At 71.4% G+C, this 18,983-nt stretch carries 16 protein-coding genes and 1 pseudogene; 7 read left to right on the top strand and 10 right to left on the bottom strand.

The window, feature by feature from the left end; all coding sequences use genetic code 11:
• The first annotated feature begins 6 nt into the window (after positions 1-6).
• Together ACFV9T_RS21280 and idi are read left to right on the top strand one after the other, a co-directional pair.
• Positions 7-918, top strand: a complete 912-nt coding sequence (locus tag ACFV9T_RS21280) for a cation diffusion facilitator family transporter (protein ID WP_385442584.1) — start codon at positions 7-9, stop codon at positions 916-918.
• A gap of 55 nt (positions 919-973) precedes the next feature.
• The gene (gene idi / locus ACFV9T_RS21275; RefSeq protein ID WP_385442583.1) at positions 974-1,585 is read left to right on the top strand and encodes an isopentenyl-diphosphate Delta-isomerase; all 612 of its coding nucleotides are present in this window, start codon (positions 974-976) and stop codon (positions 1,583-1,585) included.
• Here idi and ACFV9T_RS21270 read toward each other — a convergent pair.
• Positions 1,518-2,096: an ATP-binding protein gene (locus tag ACFV9T_RS21270; RefSeq protein ID WP_385442580.1), complete on the bottom strand. Its 579-nt coding sequence runs from the start codon at positions 2,094-2,096 to the stop codon at positions 1,518-1,520. The two genes, idi and ACFV9T_RS21270, sit on opposite strands and share 68 nt — an antisense overlap.
• 225 nt (positions 2,097-2,321) lie before the next feature.
• On the opposite strand from ACFV9T_RS21270, the gene ACFV9T_RS21265 reads away from it, so the two are divergent.
• The 4 genes from ACFV9T_RS21265 to ACFV9T_RS21250 all read left to right on the top strand — a co-directional run bounded on the left by ACFV9T_RS21265 (position 2,322) and on the right by ACFV9T_RS21250 (position 6,876).
• Positions 2,322-3,080, top strand: coding sequence for an enoyl-CoA hydratase/isomerase family protein (locus tag ACFV9T_RS21265; RefSeq protein WP_385442579.1), 759 nt, complete (start codon positions 2,322-2,324; stop codon positions 3,078-3,080).
• A 79-nt stretch (positions 3,081-3,159) separates the two neighbouring features.
• Positions 3,160-4,023: a hypothetical protein gene (locus ACFV9T_RS21260; protein WP_385442576.1), complete on the top strand. Its 864-nt coding sequence runs from the start codon at positions 3,160-3,162 to the stop codon at positions 4,021-4,023.
• 190 nt (positions 4,024-4,213) lie between these two features.
• Positions 4,214-4,357 carry an LPFR motif small protein gene (locus tag ACFV9T_RS21255; RefSeq protein ID WP_385442574.1) on the top strand — a complete coding sequence of 48 codons (144 nt, stop codon included), beginning with the start codon at positions 4,214-4,216 and terminating at the stop codon, positions 4,355-4,357.
• A 113-nt stretch (positions 4,358-4,470) separates the two neighbouring features.
• Positions 4,471-6,876: a Tex family protein gene (locus ACFV9T_RS21250; protein ID WP_385442715.1), complete on the top strand. Its 2,406-nt coding sequence runs from the start codon at positions 4,471-4,473 to the stop codon at positions 6,874-6,876.
• Positions 6,877-7,119: 243 nt separating this feature from the next.
• Here the strand turns inward: ACFV9T_RS21250 and ACFV9T_RS21245 are convergent, their stop codons facing one another.
• Both ACFV9T_RS21245 and ACFV9T_RS21240 read right to left on the bottom strand, forming a co-directional pair.
• Complete coding sequence (locus ACFV9T_RS21245) at positions 7,120-8,757, bottom strand: ABC-F family ATP-binding cassette domain-containing protein (protein WP_385442572.1); 1,638 nt, start codon at positions 8,755-8,757, stop codon at positions 7,120-7,122.
• 442 nt (positions 8,758-9,199) lie between these two features.
• Positions 9,200-10,156, bottom strand: coding sequence for a quinone oxidoreductase family protein (locus ACFV9T_RS21240; protein WP_385442570.1), 957 nt, complete (start codon positions 10,154-10,156; stop codon positions 9,200-9,202).
• Between the two features lie 71 nt (positions 10,157-10,227).
• Between ACFV9T_RS21240 and ACFV9T_RS21235 the strand changes: the two genes are divergently transcribed.
• Positions 10,228-10,788, top strand: a complete 561-nt coding sequence (locus tag ACFV9T_RS21235) for a TetR/AcrR family transcriptional regulator (RefSeq protein WP_385442568.1) — start codon at positions 10,228-10,230, stop codon at positions 10,786-10,788.
• A gap of 374 nt (positions 10,789-11,162) precedes the next feature.
• On the opposite strand, the pseudogene ACFV9T_RS21230 reads toward ACFV9T_RS21235, so the two are convergent.
• The 7 genes and pseudogenes from ACFV9T_RS21230 to ACFV9T_RS21200 form a co-directional block, all read right to left on the bottom strand.
• Positions 11,163-11,516 (bottom strand): annotated as a pseudogene (locus tag ACFV9T_RS21230) (ISAs1 family transposase); the annotation flags it as partial.
• Positions 11,513-11,773: a transposase family protein gene (locus ACFV9T_RS21225; protein ID WP_385442566.1), complete on the bottom strand. Its 261-nt coding sequence runs from the start codon at positions 11,771-11,773 to the stop codon at positions 11,513-11,515. The gene ACFV9T_RS21225 and the pseudogene ACFV9T_RS21230, both read right to left, overlap by 4 nt.
• 31 nt (positions 11,774-11,804) lie before the next feature.
• Entirely contained in the window at positions 11,805-11,930 is a 126-nt protein-coding gene (locus ACFV9T_RS21220) for a hypothetical protein (RefSeq protein WP_385442565.1), read from the bottom strand.
• Positions 11,931-12,327: 397 nt separating this feature from the next.
• Entirely contained in the window at positions 12,328-13,365 is a 1,038-nt protein-coding gene (locus ACFV9T_RS21215; protein ID WP_385442563.1) for an oxidoreductase, read from the bottom strand.
• A gap of 192 nt (positions 13,366-13,557) precedes the next feature.
• The gene (locus ACFV9T_RS21210) at positions 13,558-15,342 is read right to left on the bottom strand and encodes a BCCT family transporter (RefSeq protein WP_385442561.1); all 1,785 of its coding nucleotides are present in this window, start codon (positions 15,340-15,342) and stop codon (positions 13,558-13,560) included.
• Positions 15,343-15,441: 99 nt separating this feature from the next.
• Positions 15,442-16,770 (bottom strand): M14 family metallocarboxypeptidase, encoded by a 1,329-nt coding sequence (locus ACFV9T_RS21205; protein ID WP_385442558.1) that lies wholly within the window; start codon positions 16,768-16,770, stop codon positions 15,442-15,444.
• 89 nt (positions 16,771-16,859) lie between these two features.
• Positions 16,860-18,824, bottom strand: a complete 1,965-nt coding sequence (locus ACFV9T_RS21200; RefSeq protein ID WP_385442556.1) for a Xaa-Pro dipeptidyl-peptidase — start codon at positions 18,822-18,824, stop codon at positions 16,860-16,862.
• Positions 18,825-18,983 lie beyond the last annotated feature (159 nt).

Here is an 18,983-nt window from a genome sequence, read left to right as displayed (position 1 = left end):
ACCGACATGGGCGCAGGTCATGACCACCGCACCGCGGGCGCCGGGCACCGGTGGCGGTTGCGGCTCGCGCTGGTCATCACCGTCACCGTGATGGTCGTGGAGATCGTCGGCGGGCTGCTCGCCGATTCGCTCGCGCTGCTGGCGGACGCCGGGCACATGGCGACGGACGCGCTCGGTCTGGCCATGGCGCTGCTGGCGATCCACTTCGCGGGGCGCCCGCCGAGCCCGCGGCGTACGTACGGCTACGCGCGCGCCGAGATCCTGGCGGCGCTGGGGAACTGTCTGCTGCTGTTCGGCGTCGGCGGCTACATCCTCTGCGAGGCGGTGCTGCGCCTCCTCGACCCCGCCGCCACCCAGGGCCGTCTGGTGATCGTCTTCGGGGCGGTCGGGCTGGCCGCGAACCTGGTGTCGCTGGCCCTGCTGCGGGGCGGGCAGCGGGAGAGCCTGAACGTGCGGGGCGCGTTCCTGGAGGTGCTGGCGGACGCCCTGGGATCGGTCGCGGTGCTGGTGTCGGCCGGGATCATCGTGGCCACGGGGTGGCAGGCGGCCGATCCGATCGCCTCGCTCGGGATCGCGCTCATGATCGTGCCGCGTACGTACGCCCTGCTCCGGGAGACGCTGAATGTCCTCCTGGAGGCGGCGCCCAGGGATGTCGACATGGCCGCGGTGCGCGCCCACATCCTCGACCTGCCCGGAGTGGAGGGGCTGCACGATCTCCACGTATGGACGATCACCTCCGGAATGCCGGTGCTCTCCGCCCATGTGGTGGTCGATCGGCCGGTGCTCGACGCGGTGAGTCATGAGCGGCTGCTGCACAATCTCCAGGGATGTCTAGGGAAGCATTTCGACGTCACACACTGCACGTTTCAGCTGGAACCGGGTGGACATGCTGATCACGAAGCCCGGCTGTGCCAGTGACACGTGCATGAGTGCGGCAGACTTGGGGGCCAAAGTCGGAACTATGAGGACGGTCATGCCGATCACACCCGCCAGCGGCCCTTCCGCCGAGACCGCCGCGTCCCCCGCGACGAACGGCTCGCCGGAATCGATCATGCTTGAACTGGTCGATGAGGACGGCACCACGATCGGCACCGCGGAGAAGCTGTCCGCGCACCTGGCGCCGGGGCAGCTGCACCGGGCGTTCTCCGTATTCCTCTTCGACGCGCAGGGGCGGCTGCTGCTCCAGCGCCGCGCCCTGGGCAAGTACCACTCCCCCGGCGTGTGGTCGAACACCTGCTGCGGCCATCCGTACCCCGGCGAGCCGCCGTTCGTAGCCGCGTCCCGCCGGACCGGCGAGGAGCTGGGCGTCGCGCCCGCGCTGCTCGGTGAGGCGGGCACGGTCCGCTACAACCATCCGGACCCGGCCTCGGGGCTGGTCGAGCAGGAGTACAACCACCTGTTCGTCGGGCTGCTGAAGGACACGCCTCGGCCGGATCCGCGGGAGATCGGCGAGACCGCCTTCGTCACGCCGGACGAGCTGGCGAAGCTGCACGCGGAGGGCCCGTTCTCGGCCTGGTTCATGACCGTGCTGGACGCGGCCCGGCCGGCGATCCGGGAGCTGACCGGGGCGGCCGCAGGCTGGTGAGCCCTCCGCCCGGGGTGGGTCCCGGGGCGGCCTGGGTCAGCGGCAGGGTCGCCCAGACCGCCTTGCCGCCGCTCGCCGTGTGATCGACGTCGTACCGCCCGCCGGACTCCTCCGCGATCGCCCGCACCAGCAGCAGTCCGCGGCCGCCGGTCCGGTCCTGGTCCGTCTCCAGCTCCAGGGGTCTGGGCCGGTACGGATGGTTGTCCTCGACGGCGACCCGCACCCAGCCCCGGCGGATCGACACCTCGACGGCGATCTGCGGGGAGAGCAGCGCCGCGTGCCGCACCGCGTTGGTGACCAGCTCGGAGACGATCAGCAGCAGATTCGGCACCAGATCGCCGTGCCCGGACACCCCCTGATGGATCAGCAGATCCCGCACCGCGTGCCGGGCCTGCGGTACGGAGGTCTCCAGGGCCGGAGCGGTGAACCGCCACACCCCCTCACCGACCGCGCCGACCGCCGGTCCGCGCGGCGGGGCGTGCCCCTGTTCGGCTCTCCCGACGATCTCCATGCCCGACACCCACCCATCGCCACGGCTCGACCTCTCGGGTCGAGTGTTGGGAACGGTCAGGTACGGACCGGCGGAGTTGACGTAACTTCACGCCTATCGACCGCTTTTGTTCGTTGGCGTATGCCAGGGTCACTCGCTCGACTGTTCCTGCCCGTCTGGATGTCGCCCCCTGGTGCCTATGGCTTGACCCTCGCCCAGTGCTCCGGCCCGGATACGATCCGCCGCATGGAGCCCTGCCTGCGGCACGACGTCTCGGACGGCATAGCGACCGTCGTCATCCGCAATCCCGCCAAGCGCAACGCGCTGACCCCCGCCATGTGGCGGGCACTGCCCCCGCTGCTCGACCAGTTCGCCGCCGACCCCGCCGTACGGGCCCTCGTGCTCACCGGCCACGGGGACACCTTCTGCGCGGGCGCCGACATCGGTTCGCTCACCGCGACGTATGAGGAGACGACGGGCCTCGCGCTACCCGCCGAGGAAGCCCTCGCGGCGTTCCCCAAGCCGACGCTGGCCGCGGTGCGCGGCTACTGCGTGGGCGGCGGCTGCCAGTTGGCGGCCGCCTGCGATCTGCGGTTCGCGGAGGAGGGCACGCTCTTCGGGATCACCCCGGCCAAGCTCGGCATCGTCTACTCCCCCGGCTCCACCCGGCGGCTGGTGGAGCTGATCGGACCGGCCGCCGCCAAGTACCTGCTGTTCTCGGGCGAGCTGATCGACACCGCGCGGGCGCTGCGCACCGGGCTGGTCGACGAGGTGCTGCCGACCGGTGAGCTGGACAAGCGGACCGCGGAGTTCACGCGGGTGCTGGTGTCCCGGTCGCAGCTCACCCAGGCGGCGGCCAAGGAGTTCGCCGCCGGGCCCGCCGACGCGGAGCGCGTCGCGTACTGGCAGGCGCAGGCGGGGGCCAGCGGGGAGGCCGGGGAGGGGATCGCCGCCTTCCTGGAGCGCCGGGCGCCGCGCTTCGGATGGACCCCGCCGGTCGCCTGACGGTCGCCGGAGCCCACCCCGGACCTGGGCTTCCGGACCCGGCTGACAGCCTTTCTTACCAGCCGGTAGCGTGCGGCCCATGACCACTCTTCCCGAGCGCGCCGTACGGCGCTGCCACTCCGTCGTCAATCCGCTCCACTCCTGTGTCTACTTCGCCCCGGACTACGCCAAGGAGCTGGCCGAACTGGGCCTGGAGGAGCGCGGCGCCGTCTACTTCGTGGGCCGTGCGGCGGCGTTCGGCCGGGTGGGCGCCGGGACCGTCACCGCGACCTTCTACAACTTCAAGCACGACCTGGTCGCCCGCCACATCCCGCGCGCCTGGGACGTGGTCTCCCCCGAGGCCGCCCTGGCGGCCCGGCTGCGGGCCGCCGACTCCGTACTGCGGCGGCTGCTCGGAGACGACGCGCTGGCCTCGAAGGAGATGGCCGAGGCGGCCGAGCTGGCGCTGCGCGCCACCGAGGCGTGTTCCCGCTCCGCGCGCCCCCTGTACGCCGCCCACGCCGACCTGCCCGTGCCCGAGGCCCCGCACCTGGCCCTGTGGCACGCCGCCACGCTGCTGCGCGAGCACCGCGGCGACACCCATCTGATGACCCTCGTCGCCGCCGGGCTCGACGGGGTGGAGGCCATGGTCAGCCACGCGGCGACCGGCAAGGGCATGTCCCCGAAGTGGCTTCTGGCGACCCGTGGCTGGTCGGCCGAGGAGCTGGCCGCCGGGCAGGACCGGCTGCGGGCACGCGGGCTGCTGGACGAGGCGGGCGAGCTGACGCAGGCGGGCATCGACCAGCGCGAGTGGCTGGAGGCCGAGACGGACCGCCTGGACGCCGCCCCGTACGAGCACCTGGGCGCGGCCGGGGTGGCCCGGCTGGCGGAGCTGGCCGGGGCGTTCACGACGCAGGCCATGGAGTCGGGCGCCTTCCCGGCGGACCTCCTGGGCAAGGGCTGACGCTTCCCCCGAGGGCGGGGGCGGGTTTGCGGGGAGCGGGGCGGGATACCCGCTTGTTGAGTGATCGGCCGCCCTTTCACCGGGCGCCCAACCGCGCGCCGCGCACGCAGGCGAGTGCCCGTGCTCCGCGTACGTGCGGCGCCCGGCGGCGGCTGCCGACCTGCTCCCGACCCTCATAGGGAGGTCTGAAGTGTTGCGAGCTATCGCCGATGTGCTCCGTGCCATCGGATCCGCGATCGCCACGGTGGTGACGCTTCCGTTCCGTGCCCTTGCCCGGCTGTTCGGCGGGGCCGCCGACACGGCGGGCGGCGCACGCCGCCGCAGGCACATCTGACCGTACGCCCCCTTCCGGGCCCCTCCGACACCCGCCGAACACGTCGTCCATGACCGCTTCGTCAGTGCCACCTGCCACAATGCAGAGGCAGTGCAGACCGAAAGCGGAGCGTGATCGTGACGACGACGTCCATCGAAGGCAGGATCGCCGAGGAACTCGGCGTACGGGAACGGCAGGTCAAGGCCGCCGTCGAGCTGCTCGACGGCGGCTCTACCGTGCCGTTCATCGCGCGCTACCGCAAGGAAGCGACGGAAATGCTCGACGACGCGCAGCTGCGCTCCCTGGAGGAGCGGCTGCGCTATCTGCGCGAGCTGGAGGAGCGGCGCACCGCGATCCTCGAATCGGTCAGGTCGCAGGGGAAGCTGGACGAGGCGCTGGAGGCGCAGATCCTCACCGCCGACTCCAAGGCCCGGCTGGAGGACATCTACCTCCCCTACAAGCCGAAGCGCCGCACGAAGGCGCAGATCGCCCGCGAGGCCGGTCTCGAACCGCTCGCCGACGGGCTGCTCGGCGATCCGACCGTGGAGCCGACGGCCGCCGCCGCCGCGTTCGTGGACGCCGAGAAGGGCGTCGCGGACCCGGCCGCCGCGCTGGAGGGCGCGCGGGCGATCCTCACCGAGCGGTTCGGGGAGGACGCGGACCTCATCGGTGAGCTGCGCGAGCGCATGTGGTCGCGCGGGCGGGTCGCCACCAAGGTGCGGGAGGGCAAGGAGGAGGCGGGCGCCAAGTTCGCCGACTACTTCGACTTCTCCGAGCCCTTCACCGAGCTGCCCTCGCACCGGGTGCTGGCGATGTTCCGCGGTGAGAAGGAAGAGGTCCTGGACCTCGCCCTGGAGCCGGAGGAGCCGTCCGAGGACCCCGGCCCCACCTCGTACGAGCGGTCCATCGCGCACCGCTTCGGCATCGCCGACCGAGGCCGTCCGGCCGACAAGTGGCTGGCCGACACCGTGCGGTGGGCCTGGCGCACCCGTGTCCTGGTCCACCTCGGCATCGATCTGCGGCTGCGGCTGCGGCAGGCCGCCGAGGACGAGGCCGTGCGGGTCTTCGCCGCCAACCTCCGCGATCTGCTGCTCGCCGCCCCGGCGGGCACGCGCGCCACGATGGGTCTCGACCCCGGCTTCCGTACGGGCGTGAAGGTGGCCATCGTCGACGCGACCGGCAAGGTGGCCGCGACCGACACGATCTATCCGCACGTGCCGCGCAACCAGTGGGACGTGTCACTGGACCGGCTCGCCAAGCTGGCCCGCGAGCACGACGTCGACCTGATCGCCATCGGCAACGGCACGGCCTCCCGGGAGACCGACAAGCTCGCGGGCGACCTGTGCACCAAGCACCCGGAGCTGAAGCTGACCAAGGTGATGGTCTCCGAGGCGGGCGCCTCCGTGTACTCCGCCTCCGCCTTCGCCTCCCAGGAGCTGCCGGACCTCGACGTCTCGCTGCGCGGCGCGGTGTCGATCGCGCGGCGGCTCCAGGACCCGCTGGCCGAGCTGGTCAAGATCGATCCGAAGTCGATTGGGGTCGGTCAGTACCAGCACGATCTGTCCGAGGTGAAGCTGTCGCGTTCGCTCGACGCGGTCGTCGAGGACTGTGTGAACGGGGTCGGGGTGGACGTCAACACCGCCTCCGCGCCGCTCCTCAGCCGGGTCTCGGGCATCGGCGCCGGGCTCGCGGAGAACATCGTCACCCACCGCGACACCAACGGGCCCTTCCGCAGCCGCAAGGCCCTCAAGGACGTGGCCCGGCTCGGCCCCAAGGCGTACGAGCAGTGCGCGGGCTTCCTCCGCATCCGCGGCGGCGACGACCCGCTGGACGGCTCCAGCGTCCACCCCGAGGCCTACCCGGTGGTGCGCCGCATGATCGCCTCCACGGGCGGGGACGTGAGCGCGCTCATCGGCAACACGGCCACGCTGCGGTCGCTTCGGGCGGATGATTTCGTGGACGACGCCTTCGGTCTGCCGACCGTCACCGACATCCTGAGGGAGCTGGAGAAGCCGGGCCGTGACCCGCGCCCCGCCTTCAAGACGGCCACCTTCAAGGAAGGCGTAGAGAAGATCGGCGATCTGGCGTCCGGGATGGTCCTGGAGGGCGTCATCACGAACGTGGCGGCCTTTGGGGCGTTCGTGGATGTCGGGGTGCACCAGGATGGGCTGGTGCACGTCTCCGCGATGTCCAAGACGTTCGTCAAGGATCCGCGGGATGTGGTGAAGCCGGGTGACATCGTGCGGGTGAAGGTCCTCGATGTGGACATTCCGCGTAAGCGGATTTCGCTGACGCTGCGGCTGGATGACGAGGCCGCCCCGGCCGGTGGCGGCGGTGGTGGCGGTGGTGACGGACGTCGGTCCGCGCCCAAGCAGCGCCAAGGTGGCGGACGCGGTGGCGCCGGCGGGCGCGGTGGCGGTGGCGGTTCGCGGGGCGGCCAGCGGGGCGGGGGCGGCGGCGGGCGTGATGCCGCGCCTGCCAATGGGGCGATGGCGGACGCGCTGCGGCGGGCGGGTCTGCTGGACCCCAAGAAGCGGTAGCCGTGTCCGGTGCGGGGTGGGTTCTCCCCCACCCCGCCCCTTCCCGAACCCAGGGGCGCTGCCCCTGGACCCCGCCGGGGCTCCGCCCCGGACCCTGGTCCTCAAACTCCCCCAGCTACCGCTGGGAGGTGCCCCCTGGACGGGCTAGATAAGCCCAGCACCCGGAGATGCGGGCCCCGAACGCCGGACCGGCTGGACGCTGAAGCACTGCCCCGGGCAGTGAGTGGGCGTCGGGTGCCGAGGTCAGGACTCAGCCACGCGGCCCTCGGCTACGTTCAGGCGGCGGGTGGTGTGGACCGCTTCCAGCATGCGGCGGTCGTGGGTGACCAGCAGCAGCGTGCCCTGGTAGGAGGCGAGGGCGGACTCCAGTTGCTCGATCGCGGGCAGGTCGAGGTGGTTGGTGGGCTCGTCCAGGACCAGCAGGTTGACGCCTCGGGCCTGGAGCAGGGCCAGCGCCGCGCGGGTGCGCTCCCCCGGGGAGAGCGTGGAGGCGGGGCGCAGTACATGGGCGGCCTTGAGGCCGAACTTGGCCAGCAGGGTCCGTACGTCCGCGGGCGCCATCTCCGGCGCGGCCGCGCCGAAGGCGTCCAGCAGCGACTCGCTGCCGAAGAAGAGCGCGCGGGCCTGGTCGACCTCCCCGACCACCACCCCCGGTCCGAGTGACGCATGGCCCTCGTCCAGGGGAAGGCGGCCCAACAGGGCAGCCAGCAAAGTGGACTTGCCTGAACCGTTCGCCCCGGTCACCGCGATCCGGTCGGCCCAGTCGACCTGGAGGTCGGCCGGGCCGAAGTGGAAGTCGCCGCGCCGCACCTCGGCCCCGCGCAGGGTCGCCACGACCGCGCCGGAGCGCGGTGCGGCGGCGATCTCCATCTTCAGTTCCCACTCCTTGCGCGGCTCCTCCACCACCTCCATCCGCTCGATCAGCCGGTCGGTCTGGCGCGCCTTGGCGGCCTGCTTCTCGGTGGACTCGACACGGTGGTTCCGGGCGATCTTGTCGCCGTCGGTGGCCTTGCGGCGGGCGTTCTTGACGCCCTTCTCCATCCAGGCGCGCTGGGTACGGGCCCGGGCCTCCAGGGAGGCGCGGGTGTCCGCGTACTCCTCGTAGCGTTCGCGGGCGTGACGGCGGGCGGTCTCCCGCTCCTCCAGATAGGCGGTGTAGCCGCCGCCGAACAGGTTCACCTGCTGCTGGGCCAGGTCGAGTTCGAGGACCTTGTCGACGGTACGGGCGAGGAATTCGCGGTCGTGGCTGACAAGCACCGTACCGGCACGCAGTCCGCCGACGAACGTTTCGAGGCGCTGGAGCCCGTCGAGGTCGAGGTCGTTCGTCGGCTCGTCGAGCAGGAAGACGTCGTACCGGCTGAGCAGCAGCGAGGCGAGACCGGCGCGGGCCGCCTGGCCGCCGGAGAGGGCGGTCATGGGGCGGTCGAGCGAGATGTCGAGCCCGAGGGACGCGGCGACCTCGTCGGCGCGTTCGTCGAGGTCGGCCGCGCCGAGCGAGAGCCAGCGCTCCAGGGCGACGGCGTACGCGTCGTCCGCGCCGGGTGCGCCGTCCGCGAGCGCCTGGGTGGTGGCGTCGAGGTCGGCCTGCGCGGCGGCCACGCCGGTGCGGCGGGCCAGGAACGCCCGTACGGTCTCCCCCGCCCGCCGCTCGGGCTCCTGCGGGAGGTGGCCCACGGTGGCGTGCGGCGGGCTGAGCCGGATGGCGCCCTGCTCGGGGTCGGTGAGCCCGGCGAGCAGCCGCAGCAGGGTCGACTTCCCCGCGCCATTGACCCCGACGAGGCCGATGACCTCGCCTGGGGCGACGACGAGGTCGAGCCCGGAGAAGAGGGGGCGGTCACCGTGTCCGGCGGCCAGGTCCTTGGCGACGAGAGTGGCAGTCATCAGACAGTAGATCCTATCCGCCACCCAGGGCATGGGGCCCGGCCTTTTCCCCCACCCCGCCCCTTCCCGAACCCATGGGCTCCGCCCCTGGACCCCACGGGGGATTCGCGAGGAGGCGCACGCCACCGGGGCATCGGGCCCGGGGCCCGGAAGCCCCGCCCCTCTCCGAGCCCCGCCTTGGGTCGGGGCCCCGGGCGGGCGGACGACCGACCGCATCGGGACCCAGGGCCTCGGCGTAGTCGCGTGACGTCCGGTTCGTGATCATCTGAGACCGAGCAGGGCGAGTGGGCGGTTTCGGGTCGCGTTCCTGCGGACCGGCATACGCGACACATGAGCATGCGCGCTCACCGGTCCCGAGGTCGGAAACGTGTAGGTGACCACTGGCCCTCTCGACCCACCCAGCGTCGCCGACCGCTCACCAGGCTGCACCACCGGTGACCGGTCACGGGATCAACAGCAGTTTCCCGGTGGTCATTCGCGATTCGATGTCCGCGTGGGCCCTCGCCGCCTCCGCCAGTGGGTAGCGGCCGCCGATCCGGACGACCAGCTCGCCCTTCTCGACGAGCGCGAACAGTTCGGCTGTGCGCGCCTTGAGTTGTTCGGGGGTGCGGATATGGTCCTCGGTCACGGGGTAGGTGATGCGGGTGCTGCGGGGGATGTCGTTCATCGCGATGGTCGGCACGTCACCGATCAGCGGCCCGTAGAACACCATCGTGCCGTGCGTGCGCAGTACTTGGAGCGATGCGGCGAACGTGGTCGCGCCCGCACCGTCGAACACCACGTGCACTCCCTCGCCGCCGGTCAGCTCGCGCACCGGCTCGACGAACGCGTCACCGGCGGAGACCAGGACGTGGTCGGCCCCCGCGCCGGTGGCGTACCTGGCCTTCTCCGGCCGCGACACCAGGCCGATCACGGTGCCGCCGCGGGCCTTGATGATCTGGGTGAGCATCAGCCCGACCCCGCCGGCGGCGGCGTGCACGAGCGCGACGTCCCCCGGTCGCACCGGGTGGGACACGGTGGCGAAGTGGTGCGCGGTCAGGCCCTGCAAGAGCACGGCTGCGGCCGTCTCGTCGTCGACGGCGTCGGGCACCGTGACGGCACCGTCCGCGGGGAGCACGATCTGCTCGGCGTAGCTGCCGTGGCTGTTGATCGTCAACCACGCGACACGGTCACCCGGGGCGAACCCGTGCACGCCCTCACCCGTCTCCGCCACCACGCCGACGCCTTCCGCGCCCGGCACCTCGGCCAGGGCCTGTCTGCGGATGGCGGTGTCGAAGAAGTTCACACCCGCCACGCGCACGTCCACCAAAACTTCTCCCCGGCCCGGACGAGGTGCCGGCCGCTCGCGCAGCCGCAGCACCTCCGGTCCCCCTGCTTCGCTGACAACTATCGCTTTCATGCGGCAGAAGGTAGGCACCAGAAAATGTACCTGCAAGTACACTCTGGGCGGTGACCACGAGGAAAGGCGCCGTGACCCGCCTGCGTATCGTCGAAGCCGCCGCAGCCGAGATCCGGGAACGCGGCACGAACGCCACCACGCTTGACGACGTGGGCCGGCGCAGCGGCACCGGCAAGGGGCAAATGTTCCACTACTTCCCGGAAGGCCGGGAACAGCTTCTGCTCGCAGTCGCCGAACTAGAAGCCGAGCGTGTGTTCGACGACCAGCAGCCGTACCTGAGCGAACTCACCTCGCGCGCGGCCTGGGAGGCGTGGCGCGACCTCATTGTCGAGCGCTACCGCGACCAGGGGCTGCACTGCCCGCTCGGGGTGCTGATCGCTGACGTAGGCCGGTACAGCCCGGCCGCGCAGGCCGTCACGGCGCAACTGGTGCGGCGGTGGCAAGAGTGCGTCCGAGCCGGTATCGAGGCCACGCAAGCGACCGGCGAAGCCAACCCAGCCATCGACGCCGACCGCACGGCCGCAGCCGTGATCGCCACGGTCCAAGGCGGTGTCACCGTCCTGCTCTCCACCGGCTCCGCGGAACATCTGGAGGCCGGACTGAACCTCTGCCTCGACCACCTGCTGTTGTGAACGCACGATCGCCGGCAGTTGGACCGCATGCACAGCGGAAGCATTCGTCCGGTGGGTGGCCCACCCATCAGCGGACGACCGGATCGGGGCCGCCGCCCGCACCGCACAGGTCTGCCTCGCGATCCTCGAACATGACGAGTTGCGAGAGTTCCGAGAAGACCCTGGAGACGGTGAGGGCAGGGCTTCGCCGTAGCCGCATAACGTCCGGTTCGTGATTATTAAAGGCCGAGGAGTGTAAGGGGGCGGCGAGGGTCGCGGGCGTTGCGGCGGAGGCCGGCCGCGATGTTCTTCACTCCGGCCGTACGGAGGGCTCCGATGGCGAGGTTGCACCAGGTGGCCATCGCGCGGGGCGCATTGCCGGTCCGCAGCTGGGAGGCGTCCTCAGCGAAGGTGGTGTCGCGGACATGATGCAGGGCCTCGATCTTCCAGTGGTCGCGGACTAGTTCGGCGAGCCGGGCCGCGGTGGCCTGCTCGGCGGTCAGGCTGGTGACGGCGCAGACCGTCTTGACGGTGGTCTTGCCGTCCTTGAGCTCGGTGCGCCGACGCTTGATCTGGACAGCCTGGCGGGCTCCGGGGAAGACGAGGTTGTTCACGGTGGCGACCTTGATCCGGCGGATCTCCGAGCGACCGTGGCCGATGCCCCGGGTGCGTCCCTGCAGCGGGATGTCCTTCCAGGGAAGGGACTTGAGCCGTCGGCGCAGCTTCTTCTGGTTGCTCTTGACGATCACGATGTAGTGATCTCGTTCGTCTTCTCGCCGACGTCCAGCTGGGCCAGGACCGACCGCCCGGTCCAGCGCGTCGCCGTCGATGCGGCCAGCAGCCGCCGGACCGTCGATTCCGCAGGCAGGAACCGCTTCGGGAACAGTGGGTCGAGGCGTACGCCGAGGCGTTGAAAGATGTGCGGCGGAGCGTCGGCGATCCACTCACTGACCGCCAGCACAGAGGTCGCGCCCGCCAGAACCGCGCACGCGGTCAGTGCGAGCACGGCAACCAGAGCGTGCCGTACGCCGCGTGGGTCACGTGGGTCCGGGCACCTCGGCCAGCCGCTCCAGCAGGCGCGGGACCTCGTCGGACACGACCTTGGGATGCTCACGGAGCTGGTCAAGGGCAGGCGGGATCAGCGATGACGCGTCGGCAGGCACGGTCTTCCACTCGGATCACGGGGCGTAGAGAACTCCATGATCTTGGAAACCGTGCCTGTCACGTTCCGGGACACCCCCGAACTGACAGAACATCACGATCCAGGCGTCACGCGACTACGCCGAAGCCCTGCATCGGGACCGCATGGGCGCGGCGGGGCCCCGGGCGGGCGGACAACGGACCGAACCGTGGCCGGTGGGCGCGGTTGGGGGACGGCGGGAGGGGGTCGGGGTCGGAGGGGTGGGGTCCTGGACGACGACGTGTATTTGTGGCGCCGTGGACTTCCGGCTCACCCCACGTTCCCGGGCGGCGGCGCCGTAAATATACGAGTCCAGGACCCTGCCCCGGAGGCCCCGGCGCCCGCACCCACCACCCACGGGAACCGCACCCGAACCCGCCCTACGGCACAGCCGCCGCCGTCAGGACCGAGTCCGTCGTGCAGGCCACCAGGAAGGACTCGCCGCGGGCCGCCTTCGGGGGCAGGAGCAGGCGGTGGACGCCCGGGGGCAGGGAGGCGTCGTGGACGTCGAGGGTGTGGGGGCGGGAGAGGCGGTCCAGGCGGTGGGCGGAGAGGCGGACGCGGCATTCGGAGGCGACCTCGACCAGCGCTTCGCCACCCCGCGCCGCCAGGCGGACCAGGCGGCGGCGGTCCTGGGGGGTGGGGTCGAGGGCCTGTACCACCTGGGCGACGAGCAGGGGGACGATGGGGGCGAGGCCGGTGATGAAGACGGCGTCGGAACGGGCCTTCGCGAAGGCGTCGCGGACGGCGTCGCGCTCGTCCTGATGGCTCGTCCGGCCGAAGAACACCACGCCGTAGCGGCGGAGTTCGGCGGCGTGGGCTCCCGCCGCGTCGAGGGTGATCTCGGCGCCGATGCCGGTGCGCCGCAGGGCGGCGGCGAGCTTGGCGAGGAGGGCGGCGCGGCGGCCGATGAGGAGGACGCGGCGGTGGGCGGAGAGGTCGTGGGCGTCGGCGGTGAGGAGCAGTCGGCCGAGTTCGGCGCGGTACTGGTCGCCGTGGAAGCGGTAGGGGCCGATGCCGTGGTAGCCGTCGCGGTCGGGGTCGAGGTCGAAGGCCCGGTCGGTCTGCCAGCGGAAGTCCCGCCAGATGATGTCGGGACCGTCCCGTTCGATGACGGCGGTGACCGCGCCGCAGGCGAGCCCTTCGCATTCGGGGCAGCCGTAGATGACGTACCGTCCGCCGTCGAGCGGCGGCTCGGTCTCCAGCAGGAGTCCGCGGACCTGTTCGGCGAAGACGGTGGGGCCGAGGTCGGAGGCGAGCGGGGAGACGGCGTCGAGGTCGGCGAGGCGCGGCAGGAGGGGGGTGCCGTCCACCACGAAGTCCAGGAAATCGCGGTGCGTTTGGTACGCGCCGTCGGACAGGACGCCGCCGGCGCGCATCGCCGGGGCCAGCCCGAATGTGGCGTACTCGGTGGTCATGCCCCAAGTATTCCCGCATCGGGGCAGGAGCACCGCGACTCGCCTATAGCGGGAGGAAAGCGGATGGGGCACAGGGTCCGCCTCTCGCCGGAACCCCGGGCCGGGATGCGCGGGGCATCGGCAGGGGTCCGGCGAGAAGGCTTCGTCGCACCGGGTGCGGTGGCGACGGCCCCGTGTGGCGGTGCGGGCGGGCTAGCGGGACGTCGAGGTCTCGCTCGATCCGACCCGGTCGTCGGACTCGGAGGCGGCCTCGCCCGTCCCGGCGGCACCGTCGATGTTCTCGGCGGGAGCGGCCGGGCCGATCCGGATCTCGAAGTCGCCGTCGTACTTCTCGTGTCCGGCGATGACGGCCATCTCGACCGCTTCCTCGCCCTTCTCGCCCCGTACGATCAGCGGGTCGCGGCGCAGGTCCTTCAGCAGGGCCCAGCACAGTCCGACCATCACCAGGGTGAAGGGCGCCGCCACCAGGATCGTCAGGTTCTGCAATCCGGTGAGCGCGTCGTCACCGCCGCCGCCGACCAGGAGCATGACGGCCGCGACGCCGCCCGTGACAACGCCCCAGAAGATGACGACGAAGCGGCTCGGCTCGAAGGAGCCCTTCTGCGAGAGGGTGCCCATCACGATCGAGGCCGCGTCCGCGCCGGAGACGAAGAAGATACCGACGAGGACCATCACGATGATGCTCATGACGCTCGCGATCGGGTACTGCTCCAGCACGCCGAACAGCTGGCCCTCAGGCGTGGTCTCCTTGCCGAGCTTCCCGGCGGCCTGGAGCTTCATCGACGAGCCGCCGAAGATCGCGAACCAGATGAGGCTGACCGAGCTGGGAACCAGGATCACACCGCCGACGAACTGCCGGATGGTGCGGCCACGGCTGATCCGCGCGATGAACATGCCGACGAACGGCGTCCAGGAGATCCACCACGCCCAGTAGAAGACCGTCCAGTCGCTCAGCCAGGTCGCGACGGTGTCGCCACCGGTGGCCTCGGTACGGCCGACCAGCTGCGGCAGGTCACCGACGTAGGAGCCGATGGAGGTCGGGAGCAGGTCGAGGATGATGATCGTGGGACCGGCCACGAACACGAACACGGCCAGGAACAGCGCCAGGACCATGTTGATGTTGGACAGCCACTGGATGCCCTTGGCGACGCCCGAGACGGCGGAGGCGATGAACGCGACCGTCAGGATGGCGATCACGGCGACGAGCAGCCCGGTGCCGACGTCGCTCTTCCAGCCCAGCACCTCGACACCGCTGCCGATCTGCAGCGCGCCGAGCCCGAGGGACGCGGCGGAGCCGAAGAGGGTCGCGAAGATCGCGAGGATGTCGATGACGCGGCCGCCCGCGCCGTTGGCGTTCTTGCTGCCGATCAGCGGGGTGAAGACCGCGCTGATGGTCTGGCGGCGGCCTCGGCGGAAGGTGCTGTAGGCGATGGCGAGGCCCACGACCGCGTAGATCGCCCACGGGTGGAGCGTCCAGTGGAACAGCGTCGTGGACATGGCGACCTGCATCTTCTCGGCCGCGGTGCCGGGGTCGGTGCCCGGCGGCGGGGTGATGAAGTGCGCCAGCGGCTCACTCACCCCGTAGAACATCAGGCCGATGCCCATGCCCGCGCTGAACATCATCGCGACCCATGAGACGGTCTTGAACTCGGGGTCCTCGCCTTCCTTCCCGAGCGTGATCTTGCCGTAGCGGCTCATCGCCAGCCACAGCGCGAAGATCACAAAGCCGGTGGCGGCGAGGATGAACGCCCAGCCACCGTTGTGGATCAGTCCGGACAGCATGCTGTCCGAGGCACTCTCCAGAGTGTCCGTGAACAGGGCTCCCCAGACCACGAACGCGAGCGTGAGACCGGCGGAGACGCCGAACACGATGCGGTCGGTCTGGGGAGCCGGAGTCGGGTCGGGACTACCGGGAAGGTCTGCCGTGACCGGAGGGTCGTTTCTTACGTCCCCCGAGTCCTTCTGTGTCTCCGTCACGCATAAACCTTTCACTGTGTTTGATTCCACTGGGTTTAATGGAACGAAGATGCGGCTACCCAGTAGTCGGATACGTATGTCAATACGATCCTTGTTGTGTCAGCACGTGTTCATGCGCTGACCTGCGGTGAGGTGATACGCTGCGCCGCCGTCCAGCAGGAGCGGCACGAGGGCCCGCAGCGGCTGCCGCAGCGGTACGAGGACATCGCGCTCAGCGCCCCGGATCGCCTTCGTCCGTATCCCGTGAAGTCCCAGCTCATCCCGTACGTCGGCGTACTGCGCGGCGCTCAGCCGGTAGCCGCACGGCGGGTCCTGGAGCACCTCGCCCGCCTCGGCCGGGTCGTTGTCGGCGCCGCCGAGGTACACCGGGCCCCGGTCGGCGTAGCCGGACAGCCGGGCCGCCGTCGTCGCGGCCTCTATGCGCGGGCGCCGGTCGCGCACGAAGTCGAACGCACCGTCAAGGGCGGCGAGTTGGGAGCCCACCCGGCGCTTGTTGTTGACGGCGGGGTCGGCCTTCTCGGCGTCGGTGAGCGGGTCGACGCGGGTCTCGACGAGCTGCCCGATGGTGTTCTTGACCCCGGCGGTGTTCCGCAGGATGCGCTCCTGGCCGTCGCCCGCCACCTGCTTGACCGGCTCGCCCGTTTCGGGGTCGGTCCAGATGCCGTAGACGCCGGTGGAGTAGCCCGCGTCCTCGGCGTGCGGGCGTACATACCGGTCCGCGAGGGCGCGCGCCTCGTGGTGGACGGGGGTGGCGGTGTTGAGGTTGCGCGGCCACAGGGCCAGCAGGTCCTTCATGTAGTACGGGACGGTGGCCCCGTACTCGTGCAGGTCGTAGACGGTGTCCGGCCGCCAGTCGCGGATGACGCGCGTCATGGCGCGGGCCTCGGCGGTGGTGAGCGCGATGTGGTCGCGGTTGATGTCCGTGCCGTCGGAGTTGCCCCGGGTGTCGGCGGCCCGGCCGTCGGGGTTGGCGGTGGGCACGACCAGGACGTTCGTACGCTCCAGGAAGCGGCGGGTCTTCCGGTCCTTGGCGTAGGCGAGGTCGCGCACGGTGGTCAGACAGGCCTCGCGGCCTGACGGTTCGTCACCGTGCTGGGAGCAGATGAGCAGCAGGGAGTTTCCGCGCGCGGCCCGGGCCGGGTCGGCGGGCGCCCCGGGGGCGCCGATCCGCACCAGGTTGAGGGGGCGGCCCTGCGCGGTGGTGCCGATGGTGTCGACGGCGACGCGCGCGCTGGCCCGGTCGACGGCCGCGAGGAAGTCCGCCTCCTCTGCCTGGGTCGTCCAGCGCGCGCCCTGACTGGTCTCGAAGCCGGTGCGCGGCGCTCCGGGCTCGGCCCGCGCGGGCGCGGCCAGCAGCGAGCCGGTGAGCAGCGCGCCGAGCGCGCCGCAGGTCACGGCGGTGCGGATGAGGGGGACGGGTGAGAACACGGTGCGGACCTCCAGGGATCGCGGTGTGGTGCGGACGCCCGGTGAGGCGCCCGGGTGCGGGCGCCTCACCGGAGGTGTGCGGGTGCGGATCAGCGCAGGGGCAGCGGGGACTCGATGTGCGGGGTACGGACGCCGCGCAGGCGCTCGGGGGCGACCTCGGGCGCGGCGGCCTCGGTCTTCACGGCGCCGGTCAGCGGCAGACGGGCCGCCGTGCGGTTCAGGTCGAGGGTCAATCGGGGTGTGGTGGCGGGCGGTTCGAGGAGTCCGGCGTCCGTACCGGCGATGATCAGGCCCAGCCGGTGGCCCGCCGGAACGACATGGTCGGTGGCCGCCAGGTCGAGGGTGACGGTGTACGGCTTGCCGGGGGTCAGCGGGCGGCCCTTGCCGGAGTCGGCGTAGTGGCCGAGGTCGGCCCAGCCACGGCTGAAGACGGTGTAGTCGACCGCCTTCTTATCGGCCTCGGTCGCCTTGAAGCAGGCGCTGTCGCCCGCCGTGCCGCTCCCCCAGCAGGTGCGGCCGTCGAGGGTGACGATGCCCTCGCCCGCCCCGCCGTAGTCGCGGATGGTGTCGGGGCCGAGGTCGACCAGGACCGCGCTCAGGTGGGCGCTGGTGGTGGACGGGGTGGCGGTGACCGTCATGGCGCCGGAGCCGGACAGCCGCAGGTCCTTGGTCAGCGGTGGTGTGCTGAAGCCCGCCTTGGCGGCGGTCGGCCGGTCGATGTCGGCGGCCCAGTCGGTCTCGCTCAGCCGGGGGTCGTCGGTGAAGGACGCGGTGGCGCCGGGCCGAGCCCGCTCGGTACCGAGGACGCCCACCCCGGGCGTCTCGCCGGTGCCCGGCCGCAGGGTGGTCTGCCGGGTGCCGGACGGGGGCCAGACGCGGTCGGTGGACCACTGGTCGGGGGCGCGTTCGACGTCGGCCATGGGCGCGCGCTCGATGCCGTTGTCGAGGCCGAGGAGGTAGTGGTCGAACCAGCGGTGCAGCGTCTTGACCCATGCCCCGCGCCGGAAGTCGAACGGGTCGACGTGTCCGGCCTGCGACAGCCAGATCTTGCGCTCCACGCCCGCGTCGGCGAGCGCGTCCCACCACTGTCCGAGGTGCTTGGTGCGGACGTTGAGGTCCTGCATGCCGTGGACGGCGAAGACGCTGGCGCGCACCTTGCGGGCGTCGGGCACGTAGTCGCGGGCGCTCCACAGCCCGGTCCAGTCGCCGCTGCGCGGGGCGCCGTCGACGAGACGTTTCTGTACGGCGTCGCAGCGCTGGTGCGCGGCGTCGCTCCCGACGGCGCCGGCCAGCCCGTCGGGGCCGGAGCCGAAGAGGGCCGCGCCCTTCGCGAAGTAGTAGTCGTACCAGGAGGAGATGGCGCCGATGGGCACGATGGTCTTGAGGCCCTTGACCCCGGTGGCCGCGACGCCGTTGGCGATGGTGCCGTCGTAGCTCTTGCCGATCATGCCGGTGCGGCCGTTGCTCCAGGACGCCTTGACCGGCGTGCCGCCGGCCGCCGCGCTGTAGCCGGTGGCGCGGCCGTTCAGCCAGTCCACGACGGCCTTGGCGGACTGGATGTCGGAGCGGCCGCCGACGTCGACACAGCCGTCGGAGCGGTTGGTTCCGGCGAGGTCCACGAGGACGGTGGCATAGCCGCGCGGGACGAAGTAGTTGTCGTAGAAGAGCGGGAACTGCACCGGTTTGCCGGTGGCGTCATACGTCTTGAGCTGGCTCTCGTTGCCGCGTCCGCAGCAGGAGTAATACGGACTGGCGTCCATGATCACGGGAATCTTCCGGCCCTGCCGGGCGGTCTCGCGCGGCCGGACGATGTCGACGGCGACCCGGTCGGTCCTGCCGTCCGCGTCACCGTCGAGTTTCGTGTCCACCCATACGGACTCGCGTATGGCGTCGCCGTACGAGTAGACCGGTCTGCTCTCCGGGACCTGGGCCGCGTGGGCCGGTGGGGTGCCGAGGGGAGACAGCGGGAGGAGGGTGGCGGCCACCAGTGCGGTGAGCGCCGGAACGAGGTGCCTGGCCCAGTGGATGCGGGGTTTCCGCCTACGTAGCAGCACGGGCCGGACGTTAGCGCGAGTGAACTCCTGTGCAGAAGAGGGCGAACGGCGCGGCGCGGCATGGGGCCCGTGTGGCGGCTGGATGTCGATTGCATGTCAGGTAACGGATGGACGGGAAGTGCGCACGGGGAGTACATAGAGTCGCGAATGATCGTTCTC

Origin of the sequence: Streptomyces sp. NPDC059850, from assembly GCF_042731515.1 — a bacterium.
Taxonomy (GTDB): domain Bacteria; phylum Actinomycetota; class Actinomycetes; order Streptomycetales; family Streptomycetaceae; genus Streptomyces.
The sequence above is the reverse complement of the archived record's forward strand: the minus strand, read 5'-3'. Positions and strand labels throughout refer to the sequence as shown.

Excerpts from the sequence above, each read along its gene's own strand:
- ACFV9T_RS21280 (WP_385442584.1), top strand. The coding sequence starts at position 7 with ATGGGCGCAGGTCATGACCACCGCACCGCGGGCGCCGGGCACCGGTGG.
- idi (WP_385442583.1), top strand. The coding sequence starts at position 974 with ATGCCGATCACACCCGCCAGCGGCCCTTCCGCCGAGACCGCCGCGTCC.
- ACFV9T_RS21270 (WP_385442580.1), bottom strand. The coding sequence starts at position 2,096 with ATGGAGATCGTCGGGAGAGCCGAACAGGGGCACGCCCCGCCGCGCGGA.
- ACFV9T_RS21265 (WP_385442579.1), top strand. The coding sequence starts at position 2,322 with ATGGAGCCCTGCCTGCGGCACGACGTCTCGGACGGCATAGCGACCGTC.
- ACFV9T_RS21260 (WP_385442576.1), top strand. The coding sequence starts at position 3,160 with ATGACCACTCTTCCCGAGCGCGCCGTACGGCGCTGCCACTCCGTCGTC.
- ACFV9T_RS21245 (WP_385442572.1), bottom strand. The coding sequence starts at position 8,757 with ATGACTGCCACTCTCGTCGCCAAGGACCTGGCCGCCGGACACGGTGAC.
- ACFV9T_RS21240 (WP_385442570.1), bottom strand. The coding sequence starts at position 10,156 with ATGAAAGCGATAGTTGTCAGCGAAGCAGGGGGACCGGAGGTGCTGCGG.
- ACFV9T_RS21215 (WP_385442563.1), bottom strand. The coding sequence starts at position 13,365 with ATGACCACCGAGTACGCCACATTCGGGCTGGCCCCGGCGATGCGCGCC.